Below are 18585 nucleotides of genomic sequence, written 5' to 3' on the forward strand. Positions count from 1 at the left end.
TGAAGCTGATCAACCCGATCGCGATGGAAGAAGGCCTGCGCTTCGCCATCCGCGAAGGCGGCCGTACCGTGGGCTCGGGCGTCGTGGCGAAGATCCTCGACATCTGATTGGATCGCATAGGGGTATAGCTCAATTGGCAGAGCGCCGGTCTCCAAAACCGAAGGTTGTAGGTTCGATTCCTACTGCCCCTGCCACCTAAGGTGGCCCCAAAGCAAGCCCGTCATGTCCTGACGGGCTTTGGCGTCTCCAGCGAAGTATTGAATTGAAGGCCTCAAGGCCTCAGGAACAAAGCCCAAGATGGCCACTTCTCAAATTGAAACCGTGAGCACCAGTGCGGACAAGGCCAAGCTGGCCGTTGCCGCCGTGCTGGCGGTTGGCGCCATTGTTGCGTTCTATTTGCTCGCTCGCCAAGGGGCAATCGTGCAGTGGGCGGCGTTGTTGGTTGGTCTTGCTGCCGCGGTAGGCTCTTTCGCGAGTTCGGAAAGCGGTCGGCAGTTGTGGGCTTTTGGTCGTGACTCTTGGCGGGAAGTCAAAAAGGTCGTATGGCCTACCCGCAAGGAAGCGATCCAAATGACGGCCTACGTGTTTGCCTTCGTTGCGATCATGTCGATCTTCCTTTGGCTCACCGACAAGACGCTCGAATGGGTGTTTTTCGACCTCATTCTGGGCTGGAGAAAATAATGACTGATGAAGCTGTCGAAGCCACACCGGAGAGCACTTCAGTGCTTGCCGCGCCCGCACATCCGGATCTTCGCTGGTACGTCGTGCACGCGTACTCCGGCATGGAAAAGGCCGTGGAGCGCAACATCACCGAGCGCATCGCCCGGGCCGGCATGCAGGACAAGTTTGGCCGCATCCTGGTGCCGACCGAAGAGGTGGTCGAGATCAAGAATGGCCAGAAGCGGACGACCGAGCGTCGTTTCTTCCCCGGCTATGTCCTCGTCGAGATGATCATGGACGACGAAAGCTGGCACCTTGTGAAGCACACAAACAAGGTGACCGGGTTCGTTGGTGGTGCAAAAAACCGACCTGCGCCAATTTCCCAGAAGGAAGTTGAAGATATTGTCAGCCAGATGCAGCAAGGCACCGAGAAGCCGCGGCACAAGGTGGAGTTCGTCGCCGGCGAATTCGTGCGCGTCAAGGAAGGTCCGTTCACCGACTTCAATGGCACCGTTGAAGAAGTGAACTATGAAAAGAGCAAAGTGCGTGTGTCGGTCATGATTTTTGGACGTGCCACGCCTGTTGAGCTCGAATTCAGTCAAGTCGAAAAGACCTGAGTCTCAGCGAATTGGAACCAATTCCGGCTGCGCGTTGTCCGACTCGGCGCGCGGCCTAGATCGAAGAGTCGTTTAACCCCGGGGAGCCAAGGCTGAGGCCGAGGCGTCATCACCCGCAAGGAGCAAAGCATGGCGAAAAAAATCGTCGGCTTCATCAAGCTGCAAGTACCAGCTGGTAAGGCCAACCCGTCACCGCCGATCGGTCCCGCACTGGGCCAACGCGGTTTGAACATCATGGAATTCTGCAAGGCGTTCAACGCGCAGACTCAAGGCGTCGAGCCCGGTCTGCCGCTGCCGGTGGTGATCACCGCGTTCGCCGACAAGAGCTTCACCTTCATCATCAAGACGCCTCCAGCGATCACCTTGATCAAGAAGGCCATCAAGCTCGAAAAGGGTTCTGCTCGGCCGCATACGGACAAGGTGGGCAAGATCACGCGCGCTCAGTTGGAAGAGATCGCAAAGACCAAGATGAAGGACCTGACGGCCGCCGATCTGGACGCCGCGGTTCGCACTATTGCCGGTTCTGCCCGCTCGATGGGCGTGAATGTGGAGGGCGTGTAAATGGCCAAGATCACCAAGAAGCAAAAGGCGCTTGCAGGCAAGGTTGACAGCAACAAGCTGTACGCGTTTGCCGACGCCATCGGCATCATCAAGGAAGCCGCGACTGCGAAGTTCGACGAGTCGATCGACGTGGCTGTTCAGCTCGGTATCGATGCGAAGAAGTCTGACCAGGTGGTGCGCGGCGCCGTCGTGTTGCCCAACGGCACAGGTAAGACCAAGCGCGTCGCGGTGTTCGCACAAGGGGTCAAGGCCGAAGAAGCCAAGGCAGCCGGTGCCGATATCGTCGGCATGGACGATCTGGCTGCGATGGTGAAGGCTGGCGACATGCCTTTCGATGTCGTGATTGCCGCACCGGATGCAATGCGCGTCGTCGGTACGCTCGGTCAGATCCTCGGCCCGCGCGGTTTGATGCCCAACCCGAAGGTCGGCACCGTGACGCCCGATGTCGCTACCGCCGTCAAGAATGCGAAGGCTGGCCAGGTGCAATTCCGCGTCGACAAGGCGGGCATCGTGCACGGCACGATCGGTCGCCGTTCGTTCGACAACGAAAAGCTGCAGGGCAACCTCGCTGCGCTGATCGAAGCCCTGGTCAAGGCCAAGCCGGCGACCAGCAAGGGTGTGTATCTGCGCAAGGTTGCCGTGTCGTCGACGATGGGTTTGGGCGTCCGCGTGGACACGCAAACCATCGCTCAGCAGGGCTGAGTGTATGGAAGGTCCTCGCGGATGCGAGGCCCTGAGAATTTGCCCCCTTGTCGGTAAAGCGTCAGCGGGGCGATGTGGTGGGTCGAGGCTGCGACGAGCGGCCTCGGGCCATCCAAGACCGCTGGTGTGCGGTGCGTGCTGCACTTAATCGCTTCGCATTTCGTGAGGCAGCCAGCGCAGATGGCGATCCCGCTGCAGAGGAATTTGTTTCCGAAACAGTTGGTCGCTGCATGAAGCGCGCTCGGAGGCTCAAGCTGAAGGGCGCATTAAAAGGAGTAGACCTTGAGTCTGAATCGCAGTGAGAAAGAAGCGGTCATCAGTGATGTGACCAGCCTCGCCGCAAAAGCTCAAACGCTCGTGATGGCGGAATACCGTGGCATCACGGTGGCCGATATGACCAAACTGCGCAACGATGCGCGCAGCAAAGGCGTGAGCCTCAGCGTGTTGAAGAACACGCTGGCACGCCGTGCTGTCGCGGGTAGCGCTTTTGAGATTGTTGGTGACCAGATGACCGGTCCGCTGATCTATGGCTTCTCCGAAGACGCTGTGGCCGCCGCGAAGGTGGTGGCCGATTTCGCGAAGACCAACGACAAGTTGGTGATTCGCGGTGGCGCATTCGGTGGCAAGGCCCTGGACGTCGAAGGCGTAAAGCAATTGGCCAACATCCCTTCGAAGGAAGTGCTGCTGGCGCAACTGCTGGGCTTGATGCAATCCCCGATCTCGCGCACGGCCCGTGTTCTGGCCGCGCTGGCAGAGAAGCGTGGTGGTGGCGATGCACCGGCCGAAGCTCCGGCTGAAGCGCAAGCTGCTTAGGCCTTGCGTTCGAAATATTCAACCCAATTGTTAGGAAATCAAAATGGCATTCGATAAAGACGCATTTCTGACCGCGCTCGACAGCATGACGGTCCTGGAACTCAACGACCTGGTGAAAGCCATCGAAGAGAAGTTCGGCGTGAGCGCCGCTGCAATGGCCGCTCCCGCTGCTGGCGGTGGCGCTGCCGCCCCGGCCGCCGAAGAAAAGACCGAGTTCAACGTTGTTCTGCTCGACGCAGGCGCGAACAAGGTGTCGGCGATCAAGGCCGTGCGCGAAATCACCGGCCTGGGCCTCAAGGAAGCCAAGGATCTGGTGGAAGCCGCTCCCAAGGCCGTCAAGGAAGGCCTGCCGAAGGCAGACGCCGAAGCCGCCAAGAAGAAGCTGGAAGATGCTGGCGCCAAGGTGGAACTGAAGTAATTCGGTCCCACCGGAGGGCTGGAGTGTGCCGCAAGGCCCTCCAGCCTTTGCCGCTTTCAGAGCGCACCCAAAAGCCGCCGTTTTCAGCGATTTTTGAGTGTCTTCTGACCCCGACTGCAGAAGACCCCTTGGTTCGGGTGATGTGCAACGCATCACTGTCCGCCATCGGCTGGTAGTGGCCAGCCGCCAAGCAGAGGCGCGAAAGCGCCGCTGACAAGTCGCTGAAGATCTCAAGCTCCGGAGCTCTCATGGCCCAAACGTCCACGTACAGTTACACCGAACGCAAGCGCATCCGAAAGAACTTCGGCAATCGCGATAGCGTCGTCGAAATTCCCTACCTCCTGCAAATGCAGAAGGACGCATACACCGCTTTCCTGCAAGCCGGTGTCCCTCCCCAGAAACGGACCGTGGAAGGTCTTCAGGCAGCGTTTGACGCGGCGTTCCCGATCGTCTCGCACAACGGTTTTGTGGAGATGAAATTCCTCGAGTACAACCTCGCGAAACCTGCCTTTGATGTCAGGGAATGCCAGACCCGCGGCCTGACTTTCGCCTCGGCCGTTCGCGCGAAGGTCCAACTGATCATCTATGACCGCGAATCATCGACTTCGCAGTCGAAGGTGGTCAAGGAAGTGAAGGAGCAAGAGGTCTACATGGGCGAAGTTCCGCTCATGACTGAAAAAGGCTCGTTCATCATCAATGGCACCGAGCGCGTCATCGTGTCGCAGTTGCATCGTTCGCCGGGCGTGTTCTTCGAGCACGACAAGGGCAAGACGCACAGCTCGGGCAAGTTGCTGTTCTCGGCGCGCGTGATTCCTTACCGCGGTTCGTGGCTCGACTTCGAGTTCGACCCGAAGGACATGCTGTACTTCCGCGTCGACCGTCGCCGCAAGATGCCGGTCACGATCCTGCTGAAGGCCATCGGCCTGAACCCGGAATCGATCCTGGCGAACTTCTTCGTGAACGACAACTTCCGCCTGATGGACAGCGGCGCGCAGATGGAGTTTGTCTCCGAGCGCCTGCGTGGTGAAGTTGCGCGTTTCGATATCACCGACAAGTCCGGCAAGGTCGTGGTTGCCAAGGACAAGCGCGTCACCGCGCGCCACACGCGCGAACTCGAGCAGTCGGGCACGACGCATATCAGCGTGCCGGAAGACTTCCTGGTCGGCCGTGTCATCGCCCGCAACATCGTCGACCCCGACTCGGGCGAAATCCTGGCAAAGGCCAACGACGAGTTGACCGAAGCGCTGCTGAAGAAGCTGCGCGCCGCCGGCGTGCAGGACGTCCAGGCGATCTACACCAACGAACTCGACCAGGGCGCCTACATTTCGCAAACGCTGCGAATCGACGAAACGGTGGATGAATTCGCCGCGCGCGTTGCCATCTATCGCATGATGCGCCCCGGGGAACCACCGACGGAAGATGCGGTGCAGGCTCTGTTCCAGCGCCTGTTCTACAACCCAGATACCTACGACCTGTCGCGCGTCGGACGCATGAAGTTCAACGCCAAGGTCGGCCGCGACGAATCGACCGGCCCGATGGTGCTGACCAACGAGGACATCCTCGCTGTCGTCAAGATCCTCGTCGACCTGCGCAACGGTCGCGGCGAAGTCGATGACATCGATCACCTGGGCAACCGTCGCGTGCGTTGCGTTGGCGAACTCGCCGAGAACCAGTACCGCACCGGTCTCGCGCGGATTGAAAAGGCCGTGAAGGAGCGTCTGGGCCAAGCGGAGCAAGAGCCGCTGATGCCCCACGACCTGATCAACAGCAAGCCGATCTCGGCTGCGCTGAAGGAATTCTTCGGTGCCTCGCAGTTGTCCCAGTTCATGGACCAGACCAATCCGCTGTCCGAGATCACGCACAAGCGTCGCGTTTCGGCCCTTGGCCCGGGCGGTCTGACCCGCGAGCGCGCAGGCTTCGAAGTCCGCGACGTGCACGTGACCCACTACGGTCGCGTGTGCCCGATCGAAACGCCTGAAGGCCCGAACATCGGCCTGATCAACTCGCTGGCGCTGTATGCCCGCCTGAATGAATACGGCTTCATCGAGACCCCGTACCGTCGCGTGGTGGACGGCAAGGTCACGATGGATATCGATTACCTCTCGGCCATCGAGGAAGGCAAATACGTCATCGCTCAGGCCAACGCAGCGCTGGACAAGGACGGCAAGCTGACCGGCGACCTGGTTTCCGCTCGCGAAACCGGCGAATCGATCCTGGTGAGCGCCGAACGCGTGCAGTACATGGATGTGTCCCCCGCGCAGATTGTCTCGGTGGCTGCCTCGCTCGTGCCCTTCCTGGAACACGACGATGCGAACCGCGCGCTGATGGGCGCCAATATGCAGCGCCAGGCCGTGCCTGTCCTGCGTCCGGAGAAGCCGTTCGTCGGTACCGGCATCGAGCGCGTCTCCGCGGTCGACTCGGGCACCGTGGTGACTGCAACCCGCGGCGGTATCGTGGACTACGTCGATGCGACCCGCATCGTGGTCCGCGTGAACGACGCCGAAGCGGCAGCCGGTGAAGTCGGCGTAGACATCTACAACCTGATCAAGTATCAGCGTTCGAACCAGAACACGAACATCCATCAGCGTCCGATCGTCAAGCGCGGCGACAAGATCGCCAAGGGCGACGTGGTGGCCGATGGCGCGTCGACCGACTTGGGCGAGCTCGCGCTCGGCCAGAACATGCTGATCGCGTTCATGCCCTGGAACGGCTACAACTTCGAAGACTCGATCCTGATCAGTGAACGCGTGGTGGCCGAAGACCGCTACACCTCGATCCACATCGAGGAACTGGTGGTGATGGCTCGCGACACCAAGCTGGGTGCCGAGGAAATCACGCGCGACATCCCGAACCTGGCCGAGCAGCAGCTCAATCGCCTGGATGAATCCGGGATCATCTACGTCGGCGCCGAAGTGCAGCCCGGCGACACGCTGGTGGGCAAGGTCACGCCGAAGGGCGAGACCACGCTGACGCCTGAGGAAAAGCTGCTGCGTGCGATCTTCGGCGAGAAGGCTTCCGACGTGAAGGACACCTCGCTGCGCGTGGACCAGGGCTCGCAAGGCACCGTCATCGACGTGCAGGTGTTCACCCGGGAAGGCATCACGCGCGACAAGCGCGCCCAGCAGATCATCGATGACGAACTGAAGCGCTTCCGCCTTGACCTGAACGATCAGCTTCGCATCGTCGAAGCCGACGCGTTCGACCGGATCGAGAAGCTCCTGACCGGCAAGGTGGCCAACGGCGGCCCGAACAAGCTGGCCAAGGGCACCAAGCTCGACAAGGCCTATCTGTCGTCGATCGAGAAATTCCACTGGTTCGACATCCGTCCGGCGGAAGACGAAGTTGCGGCACAACTCGAGTCGATCAAGAACTCGCTTGAGCAGACACGCCACAGCTTCGACCTCGCCTTCGAGGAAAAGCGCAAGAAGCTCACGCAAGGCGACGAGTTGCCTGCGGGCGTGCTGAAGATGGTCAAGGTCTACCTGGCCGTCAAGCGTCGCCTGCAGCCTGGCGACAAGATGGCCGGCCGTCACGGCAACAAGGGTGTGGTGTCGAAGATCGTTCCGGTCGAAGACATGCCCCACATGGCCGACGGCACGCCGTGCGACATCTGCCTGAACCCGCTGGGCGTGCCGTCGCGGATGAACGTGGGTCAGGTGCTCGAAGTGCATCTGGGCTGGGCCGGCAAGGGCGTCGGCCAGCGCATCGGTGACATGCTGCAAGCCGAAGCCAAGGTGGCCGAACTGCGCAAGTTCCTGGACGAGCTCTACAACGGGTCGGGCCGCAAGGAAGACTTGAGCAAGCTGAGCGATACCGATGTGCTCGAGATGGCGGAGAACCTGTCGCAGGGCGTGCCTTTCGCGACGCCGGTGTTCGACGGTGCCTCGGAAGAGGAAATCCGCGGCATGCTGAAGCTCGCCTACCCGGACGAGATCGCCAAGCTCAAGGGACTGACCGAGTCGCGTACGCAGGCGTACCTGTACGACGGCCGTACTGGCGACCAGTTCGAGCGTCCGGTGACTGTCGGCTACATGCACTTCCTGAAGCTGCACCACTTGGTGGACGACAAGATGCACGCCCGTTCGACCGGCCCGTACTCGCTCGTCACGCAGCAGCCGCTGGGCGGCAAGGCGCAGTTCGGTGGTCAGCGTTTCGGGGAAATGGAAGTGTGGGCGCTCGAAGCCTACGGTGCTGCCTATGTCCTCCAGGAAATGCTCACGGTGAAGTCCGACGACGTGCAAGGCCGTACCAAGGTGTACGAAAGCATCGTCAAGGGCGAACACTCGATCGAAGCCGGCATGCCGGAGTCGTTCAACGTGCTGGTCAAGGAAATTCGTTCGCTGGGGCTCGACATCGAGCTCGAGCGTTCTTAATTTGAAAAGGGAAAGAGTCTTATGAAATCGCTACTCGACCTGTTCAAGCAATTCACACCCGATGAGCATTTCGATGCCATCCGCATCGGCATGGCTTCGCCCGAGAAGATCCGTTCGTGGTCTTTCGGCGAAGTGAAGAAGCCCGAGACCATCAACTACCGGACCTTCAAGCCCGAGCGCGATGGCCTGTTCTGCGCCAAGATCTTTGGCCCGATCAAGGACTACGAGTGCCTGTGCGGCAAGTACAAGCGCCTGAAGCACCGCGGCGTGATCTGCGAGAAGTGCGGCGTTGAAGTCACGCAGACGAAGGTGCGTCGCGAGCGCATGGGTCACATCGACCTGGCCGCGCCTTGCGCCCACATCTGGTTCCTGAAGTCGCTGCCGTCGCGCCTGGGCCTCGTGCTCGACATGACACTGCGCGACATCGAACGCGTGCTGTACTTCGAAGCCTACGTGATCACCGATCCGGGCATGACCCCGCTGAAGAAGTTCGGCATCATGTCCGAGGACGACTACGACGCGAAGCGCAAGGAATACGGCGACGAGTTCGTTGCCAAGATGGGCGCCGAAGGCATCAAGGACCTGCTGGAAGGCATCGAGCTCGACAGCGAGATCGAAAAGCTGCGCGGCGACCTGACCGGCTCCGAAGTCAAGGTCAAGAAGAACTCGAAGCGCCTCAAGGTGCTGGAAGCCTTCCGCAAGTCCGGCATCAAGCCCAACTGGATGGTGCTTGAAGTGCTGCCCGTGCTGCCGCCGGACCTGCGTCCGCTGGTGCCGCTGGACGGCGGTCGTTTCGCGACCTCTGACCTGAACGACCTGTATCGCCGCGTCATCAACCGCAACAGCCGCCTGCGTCGCCTGCTCGAACTGAAGGCGCCGGAAATCATCGCGCGCAATGAAAAGCGGATGCTCCAGGAAGCGGTCGATTCGCTGCTGGACAACGGCCGTCGCGGCAAGGCCATGACGGGCGCCAACAAGCGTGCGCTGAAGTCGCTGGCTGACATGATCAAGGGCAAGAGCGGTCGCTTCCGCCAGAACTTGCTGGGCAAGCGCGTCGACTACTCAGGCCGTTCGGTCATCGTGGTGGGCCCGACGCTCAAGCTGCACCAGTGCGGCCTGCCGAAGCTGATGGCGCTCGAGCTGTTCAAGCCCTTCATCTTCTCGCGGCTCGAAGCCATGGGCATCGCCACCACCATCAAGGCGGCGAAGAAGGAAGTTGAATCCGGCACGCCGGTGGTCTGGGACATCCTTGAGGAAGTCATCAAGGAACACCCGGTGATGCTGAACCGCGCACCGACGCTGCACCGACTGGGCATCCAGGCCTTCGAACCCATCCTGATCGAAGGCAAGGCGATTCAACTGCACCCGCTGGTTTGCGCGGCTTTCAACGCCGACTTCGACGGCGACCAGATGGCCGTCCACGTGCCGCTGTCGGTGGAAGCGCAGATGGAAGCCCGCACGCTGATGCTGGCGTCCAACAACGTGCTGTTCCCGGCCAACGGCGAGCCCTCAATCGTGCCGTCGCAAGACGTGGTGCTGGGTCTGTACTACACGACCCGCGACCGCATCAACGGCAAGGGCGAAGGCCTGGTCTTCTCCGACATCGGTGAAGTCCAGCGCGCGCTCGACGCCAATGTGGTCGAACTCACCGCCAAGGTGGCCGTTCGTATCACCGAGTACACCAAGGACAAGGAAACGGGCGAATTCATCCCGTCGACCTCGCTGGTGGACACGACCGTGGGTCGTGCGCTGCTGTCCGAGATCCTGCCGAAGGGCCTGCCGTTCTCGAACATCAACAAGGCGTTGAAGAAGAAGGAAATCTCCAAGCTCATCAACGTCTCGTTCCGCAAGTGCGGCCTGAAGGAAACGGTTGTTTTCGCCGACAAGCTGCTGCAGAACGGCTTCCGTCTGGCAACCAAGGCCGGTATCTCCATCGCGATCGACGACATGCTGGTGCCGGCCGAGAAGCACGGCATCATCGAGCGTTCCGCGAAGGAAGTGAAAGAGATCGAGCAGCAGTACGTCTCGGGTCTCGTCACCTCCGGCGAACGCTACAACAAGGTGGTCGACATCTGGGGCAAGGCCGGCGACGAAGTGTCGAAGGTCATGATGGCCAAGCTCTCCAAGGAGAGGGCCACCGATCGCCACGGCAAGGAAGTCGAGCAGGAATCCTTCAACTCCATCTACATGATGGCCGACTCCGGCGCGCGCGGCTCCGCTGCGCAGATTCGCCAGGTCGCCGGCATGCGGGGTCTGATGGCCAAGCCTGACGGCTCGATCATCGAGACGCCCATCACGGCGAACTTCCGCGAAGGCCTGAACGTGCTGGAGTACTTCATCTCCACCCACGGTGCCCGAAAGGGTCTGGCTGACACGGCACTGAAGACCGCCAACTCCGGTTACCTGACACGTCGTCTGGTCGACGTGACGCAGGATCTGGTCGTGATCGAGCAGGACTGCGGTACGCAGGACGGCGCAGTGATGCGCGCGATCGTCGAAGGCGGTGAAGTGATCGAATCGCTGCGCGAGCGCATCCTGGGCCGTACCGCGGCCGAGGACATCCTGCATCCGGAAACGCGTGCAGTGCTGGCCAAGGCGGGCGACATGCTCGACGAAGACGTGATCGAAGCGCTCGAAGCTGAAGGCGTCGACGAAGTCAAGGTTCGCACGGCACTGACCTGCGCGACCCGCTTCGGCCTCTGCGCCAAGTGCTATGGCCGCGACCTCGGCCGCGGCGGGCTGGTCAACAACGGCGAAGCGGTCGGTGTGATCGCGGCGCAGTCGATCGGCGAGCCTGGCACGCAGCTCACGATGCGTACCTTCCACATCGGTGGTGCGGCATCGCGTGCGGCAGTCGCCTCGAGCGTCGAAGCCAAGTCCAACGGCGTGATCGGCTTCAACGCCACGATGCGCTACGTGACCAACAGCAAGAACGAGCTGGTCGTGATCGCGCGTTCGGGCGAGATCGTCATTCATGACGAGCACGGCCGTGAGCGCGAGCGCCACAAGGTGCCGTATGGCGCCATCCTGGCGGTCAAGGCCGACCAGCAGATCAAGGCGGGCCACGTGCTGGCCAACTGGGATCCGCTGACGCGCCCGATCATCACGGAGTTCGCCGGTCTGACGAAGTTCGAGAACGTCGAGGAAGGCCTCACGGTTGCCAAGCAGGTCGACGAAGTGACCGGCCTGTCGACCCTGGTCGTGATCGACCCGAAGCGCCGCGGCGCTGCGAAGGTCGTGCGTCCGCAAGTGAAGCTGATCGACGCCTCCGGTGCCGAGGTCAAGATCCCCGGTACCGACCACTCGGTGACGATCGGCTTCCCGATCGGTGCGCTGGTGCAGGTGCGTGACGGTCAGGACGTGGGCCCCGGCGAAGTGCTGGCGCGTATTCCGGTCGAAGGCCAGAAGACCCGCGACATCACCGGCGGTCTGCCGCGCGTGGCCGAGCTGTTCGAGGCGCGTTCGCCGAAGGACAAGGGCATGCTGGCCGAGATGACCGGTACCGTGTCGTTCGGCAAGGAGACCAAGGGCAAGATCCGCCTGCAGATCACCGATCCGGACGGCAAGGTCTGGGAAGACCTCGTGCCGAAGGAAAAGAACATCCTGGTGCACGAAGGCCAGGTGGTGAACAAGGGCGAAAGCGTGGTCGACGGCCCGGCGGACCCGCAGGACATCCTGCGCCTGCTGGGTTCGGAAGAACTCGCGCGCTACATCGTGGACGAAGTGCAGGACGTGTACCGCTTGCAGGGCGTGAAGATCAACGACAAGCACATCGAGGTGATCGTTCGCCAGATGCTGCGCCGCGTCGTGGTCGAGAACCCGGGCGACACCAACTACATCGCCGGTGAACAGGTCGAACGCAGCGAGATGCTCAACACCAACGACGCCCTGCGCGCCGACGGCAAGCTTCCCGCGACGTTCACCAACCTGCTGCTGGGTATCACGAAGGCATCGCTCTCGACCGACAGCTTCATCAGCGCCGCATCGTTCCAGGAAACGACGCGCGTGCTGACCGAAGCCGCGATCATGGGCAAGCGCGACGAACTGCGCGGCCTGAAGGAAAACGTCATCGTCGGCCGCCTGATCCCCGCAGGCACCGGCATGGCGTACCACCAGGCCCGCAAGGTCAAGGACGCCATGGACGAAGCCGAGCGGCGCGCGATCGCCGAAGCGGAAGCGGCCGAGCTGTCCGGATCCACCGCCGCCGCCGACGCCGACGATGCAACCACGGTCGACGCCAGCGAAGGCGCTGCCACCGAATAACTGGTTAGCATCACCGGCCATGACCGGTCTCGAACGCCCCCCTTCCGCCCGCGGATCGGGGGCTTTTTTCTGCCCGACGCCACCGTGAGCCAGATGCCCGATTCCTTGCCGTATTGGGTCGCCGGGGCCTTGGCGCTCTTCTGGTTCGTCGGCGCGTACAACCGCCTGGTCCGGCTGCGCTCGGCCGCATTGCAGGCGTATGCAGCCCTTGACGCTGCTTTGGTGCGTCAACTCGATTTCGTGCAGTCGCGGCTTGGCCAGACCGAGGAGACCGCTGCGCCGGGCCTTCAGCCGGGTGCCTCGATCAACGCAGCGGCCACCCAGCTCGCGACCCTCCTTGCGGCGACGCGTGTGCGACCGCTCGATCCGGCCGGCATCGCCGCGCTCGGAACGGCGACGCATGTCCTGGTCGTGGCATGGCAGCACATGCACCCCGATGCCGTGATCAGCTTCGAGGCGGACGGAACCTTGTCCAGGCCCGCCCCGCTGAATGGCCATGACGAGCCGACCGAGGGTGCGGCCCCCATCGCATGGCCCGAGCCCTCGGCAGCGGCGGAGATTGCACGCGGTCAGTTCAATCTGGCAGTCGCCCACTACAACGCGGCCATTTCACAGTTTCCGGCCTTGCTGGTGGCGTGGATCATGCAGCTCCGACCCGCGGCCCCGCTGCGCTAGGCCCCGCACGGTGCGGTGGGCCGCGTCCTGCCATTACCATCGACTCAAGTTGCCAGATCCTTCAGACTCCCTTCCCGATTCGCCCCCCCTTTGGCGCCAGTTGCAGCTCACCGCTTCGGCGCTCGCCTCGATTCGCAGCGGCGTGTCTGGATCGGTCGCCTTCGAGGCGGTCGATCCGACCCTGCGGCCGGGCGTGCAGGCACTGGGCTTTCAGGTGCTGCGCTGGCTTGGTCGCGCAGAGGCGCTGCGTCGCCAATTGGCCAAGCGCACGCCGCCGCCGGCGGCCGATGCGCTTCTCTGCACCGCGCTCGCCCTTGCCTGGGATGCCGGGCGTTCCCCCTATGAGCCCTTCACGCTGGTCGACCAGGCCGTGGAGGCCGCCAAGCGCAATCCCGGCACCCGCGCCCAGGCGAGCTTCGTCAACGCCTGCCTGCGGCGCTTCCTGCGGGAGCGCGACGAACTCGTCGCGACGACGGAACGCGAGCCCGTCGCGCAATGGAATCATCCGCGCTGGTGGATCGAGCGGCTCAAGCGACACCATCCGCGCGAGTGGCAGCGTGTCCTGACCGCCGACAACCAGCAGGCGCCGATGACTCTCAGGGTCAACGCGCAGAAGACAGACGTCGGGTCCTTCCAGCGCGCGCTGGAGGCAGGTGGCCTGCATGCGATTCCCGTGGGCGCCTCCGGGCTGCAATTGACCCGCGCCCGCCCGGTCCAGCAGCTTCCGGGATTCCTCGACGGCGAGTTCTCGGTGCAGGACGCTGCTGCCCAGCTCGCCGCGCCACTCCTGCTCGAGGGCCTTAGCCCGCAAGACGCCTCACCGATGAAGGTGCTCGATGCCTGTGCGGCGCCTGGCGGCAAAACGGCGCACCTCCTCGAATTTGCCGCTCCCGGGGCCATCGAAGTCACGGCCCTGGAAGTCGACGCCGCGCGAAGCCGGCGCATCGACGAAACGCTCTCGAGGCTCGGGTTGAGCGCCAAGGTGATCGTTGCCGACGCCTCGCGTCCCGCCGCGTGGTGGGATGGCGTGCTGTTCGACGGCATCCTTCTGGACGCGCCATGCACCGCTTCGGGGATCGTCCGCCGGCACCCGGACGTCCGGTGGTTGCGCAGGGAAAGCGACATCGAGCAGCTTGCGCTCCAGCAGGCGATGCTGATGGCGGCGTTGTGGCCCCTTGTGCGGCAAGGTGGCCGCCTGCTTTATTGCACCTGTTCGGTGTTCAGGGAGGAAGGCTCGCACCAGATCGAGGCGTTCCTTGCACACAACACCGATGCCCGTTTGCTGCCCTCGCCGGGCCATTTGCTCCCCCAAAGCGGGGTGAATGCCCGTGGCGTCCCGGACAATCCGTTGGGTGATCACGACGGTTTCTTCTACGCATTGCTTGAGAAGCACTAGGACCGGCCGCCGCGCGCCGGCCTGGCTGGCCGCGTGGATCATGATCGCCGGACTGCTGGGATGGCTGCCCGGTACCGCGGCCGCCGACCCCCACGCGACGGCGGTCACGCAGATGCGCCTCGAGCAGGCGGACGACGGCGTCTATCTCACCTCGCAGGTGCAGTTCGAGCTGCCGCCCGCCATCGAGGAGGTGCTCGACAAGGGCATAGCCATCTATTTCGTGGCCGAGGCCGAGATCTACCGGGAACGCTGGTACTGGACGGACCTCAAAGTTGCACAGGCCGCGCGGCACATGCGACTCGCCTACCAGCCATTGAGTCGCCGCTGGCGCCTCAACGTATCTCCCGTGCCCATCACCAATGCAGGTTTCGGCGTCTCGCTGAACCAGAACTTCGACACCCTGGCCGACGCTCTCGACGGCGTGCGCAGGGTCGGAAGGATGCGCCTCGGCGATGCCACCGAGATCGGCGACGAAGCGACCCATCCCGTGACCTTTCGCTTCAGGCTCGACACCTCCCAGCTTCCGAGGCCCTTCCAGATCGGCGCCGTCGGCCAGTCCGACTGGAACATATCCATCGAGAAGAGCGCGAAGCTTCCGCTGGAGAAGGCGAAGTGAGCAACGAATCGCGCGGTGGCACCCGGCCGCCGCAGGCGGTGCGTCGGCGTTCGCGTGCGGTCCGCTGGGCCATTGGCGTCGGCGCGGCGCTGGTGACCGCGATCGGTCTCGTGCTCATGTTCCTCCTCGCGCAGGCCACCAACAACCGGGCCTTCTACGAGCGGAATTACGCGCGCCTTTTCGGCATCAACGTCGTCGTCGCGGTGGTGCTCATCCTCGTCATCGGCTGGGTGGCGTTCAGGCTCCTGCGGCGTCTGCGCCAGGGCAAGTTCGGCAGCCGCCTGCTGATCAAGCTGGCCGCGATCTTCGCGCTGGTGGGTGTCGTGCCCGGCATGCTGGTGTACGTCGTGTCCTATCAGTTCGTCGCGCGATCGATCGAAAGCTGGTTCGACGTCAAGGTCGAGGGCGCGCTCGACGCCGGCCTCAACCTCGGTCGTGCCACGCTGGATTCGCTGTCGGAAGACCTGATGAACAAGACCAAGTCGGCGAGCGGCCAGTTGGCCAACGTGTCCGATGCGGGCGCCGGTCTTGTGCTCGAGCGCATTCGCGACCAGCTCGGCGCCACCGATGTCGTCCTCTGGACGGGCAATGGCCAACTCGTCGCGGGCGCCGGCCTGTCGCGCTTCCAGCTCAATCCGGACCAGCGACCCACGCCGCAGCAGCTTCGGCAGGTGCGGGCCGACCGGGCGGTTGCGCACATCGAAGGTCTGGACGAAACGCCTGCACCGGGCGCCGCAGCGCCGCCCCCGGCCAACGTCCGTGCGCTGGCGCTGGTTCAGCGGCAAGGCTTCGAATTCAATACCGAGCCGCGCTTCCTGCAGGTCACCCAGCCGCTGCCGCCGGCGGTCGTCGCGAACGCGCTCGCCGTGCAGGAAGCCAACCGCGAGTACCAGGAAAGAGCGCTTGCCCGCGAGGGCCTGCGCCGGATGTACATCGGCACGTTGACATTGACGCTGTTCCTCGCGGTCTTTGGTGCGGTGCTCCTTGCGGTGCTTTTCGGCAACCAGCTGGCGCGACCGCTGCTGGTGCTTGCCGATGGCGTGCGGCAGGTCGCCGGCGGCGACCTGCGACCCACTGCCGTGCTGCAGGGCAAGGACGAGTTGGGCGGCCTCACGCGATCCTTCGCCGTCATGACCCAGCAGCTGTCCGATGCACGCGGCGCGGTCGAAAAGACCATGGGTGAGCTCGACGCGGCCCGATCCAACTTGCAGACCATTCTCGACAACCTGACCTCGGGCGTGATCGTCCTCGACACTCAGGGCGTCATCATGTCCACCAACCCGGGCGCCACCCGCGTACTGCGTGCGCCGCTGGCCGCCTTCGAAAGTCAGCGGCTGGCCGACGTGCCGGGGCTTGGCGAGTTCGCGCAGAACGTGCAGCAGCAGTTCGACGACTTCGAGGTCGAGCGGATGCAGCACGGGCTCGACCATTGGCAGCACGCCTTCGAACTTCACCCCGAAGGCGATGCGATGGACCAGGACACGATCAACATCGTCGCCCGCGGCGCCGAACTGCCCGATGCGGCCAGGCTTCTCGTCTTCGACGACATATCGGAAATCGTCTCGGCGCAGCGCGCACAGGCTTGGGGGGAGGTCGCGAGGCGCCTTGCACACGAGATCAAGAATCCGCTCACACCGATCCAGCTCTCGGCCGAGCGGCTGGAGATGAAGCTCTCGGGCAAGGTCGCACAGCCCGAGCAGGCGATCCTGACCAAGTCCGTCAAGACGATCGTCGACCAGGTCGATGCCATGAAGCGCCTCGTGAACGAGTTCCGCGACTACGCACGCCTGCCCGCGGCCGAGCTGAAGCCCGTCGACTTGAATGCGCTCGTCGCCGATGTGCTGCACCTCTATCCGCCGGACAGCGCCACCGTCGTGCTGCGATCCGAACTGGACGAACGTTGCAGGCCGATTCGCGCGGATGCGCAGCAGATTCGCCAGGTCATTCACAACCTGTTGCAAAACGCCCAGGATGCGGCGGAAGCGACAGCGCATCGCACGGGCCATCCGGGCGAAGTCGTCATTCGTACGCGGCTCGCGGACTCCGGCCGGCGGGTACGCCTCACGGTGCAGGACAGCGGCCCCGGCTTTGCCGAGCACATCCTCAAGCGCGCCTTCGAGCCCTACGTCACCACCAAGGCCAAGGGCACCGGACTCGGGTTGGCGGTCGTCAAGAAAATCGCCGATGAGCACGGCGCACGCATCGAACTTTCCAATCGGGTCTCCGATGGGGCTGTGGCTGGCGCGCAAGTCTCGTTATCATTCGCGCTTGCAGCTGAGCCGCAGGGAGCGGTCGCTCACACCGAAGATTCGAAGTCGTCCGTCACCTGAAGCACGTTGAGCGCGCAGACGGCGGACCGGCAAGCGAACCATTACCTTATAAGACAGACGGCGCACAACTAAGCACAATGGCAAACATCCTCGTGGTCGACGACGAGCTGGGCATCCGAGACCTGCTCTTCGAAATTCTCAATGACGAAGGCCACAACGTGGAACTCGCCGAGAACGCAGCCGAAGCGCGCGCCGCTCGACAGCGTGCCCGACCCGACCTCGTCCTACTCGACATCTGGATGCCCGACACCGATGGCGTGACGCTGCTCAAGGAGTGGTCCGCAGCCGGCCTTCTGAGCATGCCGGTCGTCATGATGAGCGGCCACGCGACGATCGATACCGCGGTCGATGCCACGCGCATCGGTGCCTTCGCGTTCCTCGAGAAGCCGATCACCTTGCAGAAGCTGTTGAAGGCTGTGGAGCAGGGTCTTGCACGAGAGAGCGCAAGGCGCGCCGCAGCCAGCGTGGTGCCACCCGCGAGCAGCTTCGCCGCCGTCGTTACGACCGTGGGCGACAGCGCACTGGTACCCGCTGCGCCGCAATTGCCGGCGGCGGACCTGGGCCCACAGTCCACGCAGAGCTTCGACCTGGATCGCCCGCTGCGAGATGCGCGCGATGGTTTCGAAAAGGCCTACTTCGAGTTCCACCTCGCCATGGAGAACGGTTCCATGACGCGCGTGGCCGAAAAGACCGGTCTCGAGCGCACCCACCTTTATCGAAAACTGAAGCAACTTGGCGTCGATCTTTCGAGAGGGCGTCGGAGCGCTGTATAATCGCAGGCTGCACACCAAGGCCCGGTAGCTCAGTTGGTAGAGCAGCGGATTGAAAATCCGCGTGTCGGTGGTTCGATTCCGCCCCAGGCCACCAAATTCCAAGCCCCTGATTCGTCCTCGACTCAGGGGCTTTGTCATTGCGGGATCGCTTCGTTCACGGCGAAACCCCCGCGTCGATCACCGCACCGGGGACACCTGGTAGCCCTCGATCAAACGGCGGATCGTGAGCGAAGGATTCGGATCGCTCTGCATGGCATATCACTCCAACGCGTTGCGGCAGATCGAACATTGCGAACCTCGCTCGCCGTCCGACGCACTGGCTGGAAGGCCGACTCTTGGTGCAAGATGGCGCTTCCCTCGACTTGGTATAGCCCCATGCGTATTCACT

14 protein-coding genes and 2 tRNA genes are annotated in these 18585 nt (G+C 63.1%); all 16 read left to right on the forward strand.

Going from position 1 to position 18585, the window contains the following annotated elements; translation table 11 throughout:
- A partial coding sequence (locus tag ACSFBL_RS32670) for an EF-Tu C-terminal domain-related protein (protein WP_475539795.1) occupies positions 1-107 on the forward strand: 107 nt, incomplete at its 5' end.
- 11 nt (positions 108-118) lie between these two features.
- Positions 119-194, forward strand: a tRNA-Trp gene (locus ACSFBL_RS32675).
- Between the two features lie 103 nt (positions 195-297).
- Positions 298-681, forward strand: coding sequence for a preprotein translocase subunit SecE (gene secE / locus ACSFBL_RS32680; RefSeq protein ID WP_435519977.1), 384 nt, complete (start codon positions 298-300; stop codon positions 679-681).
- Positions 681-1277 (forward strand): transcription termination/antitermination protein NusG, encoded by a 597-nt coding sequence (gene nusG / locus ACSFBL_RS32685; protein ID WP_435519978.1) that lies wholly within the window; start codon positions 681-683, stop codon positions 1275-1277. Before secE ends, nusG begins: the two co-directional genes overlap by 1 nt.
- A 129-nt stretch (positions 1278-1406) precedes the next feature.
- A complete protein-coding gene (gene rplK, locus ACSFBL_RS32690; protein WP_028252759.1) occupies positions 1407-1838 on the forward strand; it encodes a 50S ribosomal protein L11 in 432 nt (143 codons plus the stop codon).
- Complete coding sequence (gene rplA, locus ACSFBL_RS32695; protein WP_435519979.1) at positions 1839-2540, forward strand: 50S ribosomal protein L1; 702 nt, start codon at positions 1839-1841, stop codon at positions 2538-2540.
- A gap of 282 nt (positions 2541-2822) precedes the next feature.
- A complete protein-coding gene (gene rplJ, locus ACSFBL_RS32700) occupies positions 2823-3353 on the forward strand; it encodes a 50S ribosomal protein L10 (protein ID WP_435519980.1) in 531 nt (176 codons plus the stop codon).
- Positions 3354-3396: 43 nt separating this feature from the next.
- On the forward strand, positions 3397-3771 hold the full coding sequence (gene rplL, locus ACSFBL_RS32705; protein ID WP_435519981.1) for a 50S ribosomal protein L7/L12: 375 nt from the start codon (positions 3397-3399) through the stop codon (positions 3769-3771).
- Positions 3772-4019: 248 nt separating this feature from the next.
- On the forward strand, positions 4020-8144 hold the full coding sequence (gene rpoB / locus ACSFBL_RS32710) for a DNA-directed RNA polymerase subunit beta (protein ID WP_435519982.1): 4125 nt from the start codon (positions 4020-4022) through the stop codon (positions 8142-8144).
- Positions 8145-8165: 21 nt separating this feature from the next.
- Positions 8166-12407 carry a DNA-directed RNA polymerase subunit beta' gene (rpoC, locus tag ACSFBL_RS32715; protein WP_435519983.1) on the forward strand — a complete coding sequence of 1414 codons (4242 nt, stop codon included), beginning with the start codon at positions 8166-8168 and terminating at the stop codon, positions 12405-12407.
- A 93-nt stretch (positions 12408-12500) separates the two neighbouring features.
- Complete coding sequence (locus tag ACSFBL_RS32720) at positions 12501-13082, forward strand: LemA family protein (RefSeq protein WP_435519984.1); 582 nt, start codon at positions 12501-12503, stop codon at positions 13080-13082.
- A 49-nt stretch (positions 13083-13131) separates the two neighbouring features.
- Complete coding sequence (gene rsmB / locus ACSFBL_RS32725) at positions 13132-14478, forward strand: 16S rRNA (cytosine(967)-C(5))-methyltransferase RsmB (RefSeq protein WP_435520018.1); 1347 nt, start codon at positions 13132-13134, stop codon at positions 14476-14478.
- A 40-nt stretch (positions 14479-14518) separates the two neighbouring features.
- Positions 14519-15094: a DUF4390 domain-containing protein gene (locus ACSFBL_RS32730; protein WP_435520019.1), complete on the forward strand. Its 576-nt coding sequence runs from the start codon at positions 14519-14521 to the stop codon at positions 15092-15094.
- A complete protein-coding gene (locus ACSFBL_RS32735) occupies positions 15091-17424 on the forward strand; it encodes a sensor histidine kinase (protein WP_435519985.1) in 2334 nt (777 codons plus the stop codon). Before ACSFBL_RS32730 ends, ACSFBL_RS32735 begins: the two co-directional genes overlap by 4 nt.
- Before the next feature lie 77 nt (positions 17425-17501).
- A complete protein-coding gene (locus tag ACSFBL_RS32740) occupies positions 17502-18197 on the forward strand; it encodes a response regulator (RefSeq protein ID WP_435519986.1) in 696 nt (231 codons plus the stop codon).
- Between the two features lie 18 nt (positions 18198-18215).
- Positions 18216-18291: transfer RNA gene (locus ACSFBL_RS32745), tRNA-Phe, on the forward strand.
- The last annotated feature ends 294 nt before the right edge of the window (positions 18292-18585 follow it).

Origin of the sequence: Variovorax glacialis (assembly GCF_051216375.1) — a bacterium.
In the GTDB taxonomy this organism is placed as follows: Bacteria; Pseudomonadota; Gammaproteobacteria; order Burkholderiales; family Burkholderiaceae_C; genus Variovorax.

What these genes read in the sequence shown, in the direction of transcription:
- secE (WP_435519977.1), top strand. Translation starts at nt 298, where the DNA reads ATGGCCACTTCTCAAATTGAAACCGTGAGCACCAGTGCGGACAAGGCC.
- rplL (WP_435519981.1), top strand. Translation starts at nt 3,397, where the DNA reads ATGGCATTCGATAAAGACGCATTTCTGACCGCGCTCGACAGCATGACG.
- ACSFBL_RS32720 (WP_435519984.1), top strand. Translation starts at nt 12,501, where the DNA reads ATGCCCGATTCCTTGCCGTATTGGGTCGCCGGGGCCTTGGCGCTCTTC.
- ACSFBL_RS32730 (WP_435520019.1), top strand. Translation starts at nt 14,519, where the DNA reads ATGATCGCCGGACTGCTGGGATGGCTGCCCGGTACCGCGGCCGCCGAC.
- rplK (WP_028252759.1), top strand. Translation starts at nt 1,407, where the DNA reads ATGGCGAAAAAAATCGTCGGCTTCATCAAGCTGCAAGTACCAGCTGGT.
- ACSFBL_RS32740 (WP_435519986.1), top strand. Translation starts at nt 17,502, where the DNA reads ATGGCAAACATCCTCGTGGTCGACGACGAGCTGGGCATCCGAGACCTG.
- rpoB (WP_435519982.1), top strand. Translation starts at nt 4,020, where the DNA reads ATGGCCCAAACGTCCACGTACAGTTACACCGAACGCAAGCGCATCCGA.
- rplA (WP_435519979.1), top strand. Translation starts at nt 1,839, where the DNA reads ATGGCCAAGATCACCAAGAAGCAAAAGGCGCTTGCAGGCAAGGTTGAC.
- rpoC (WP_435519983.1), top strand. Translation starts at nt 8,166, where the DNA reads ATGAAATCGCTACTCGACCTGTTCAAGCAATTCACACCCGATGAGCAT.
- nusG (WP_435519978.1), top strand. Translation starts at nt 681, where the DNA reads ATGACTGATGAAGCTGTCGAAGCCACACCGGAGAGCACTTCAGTGCTT.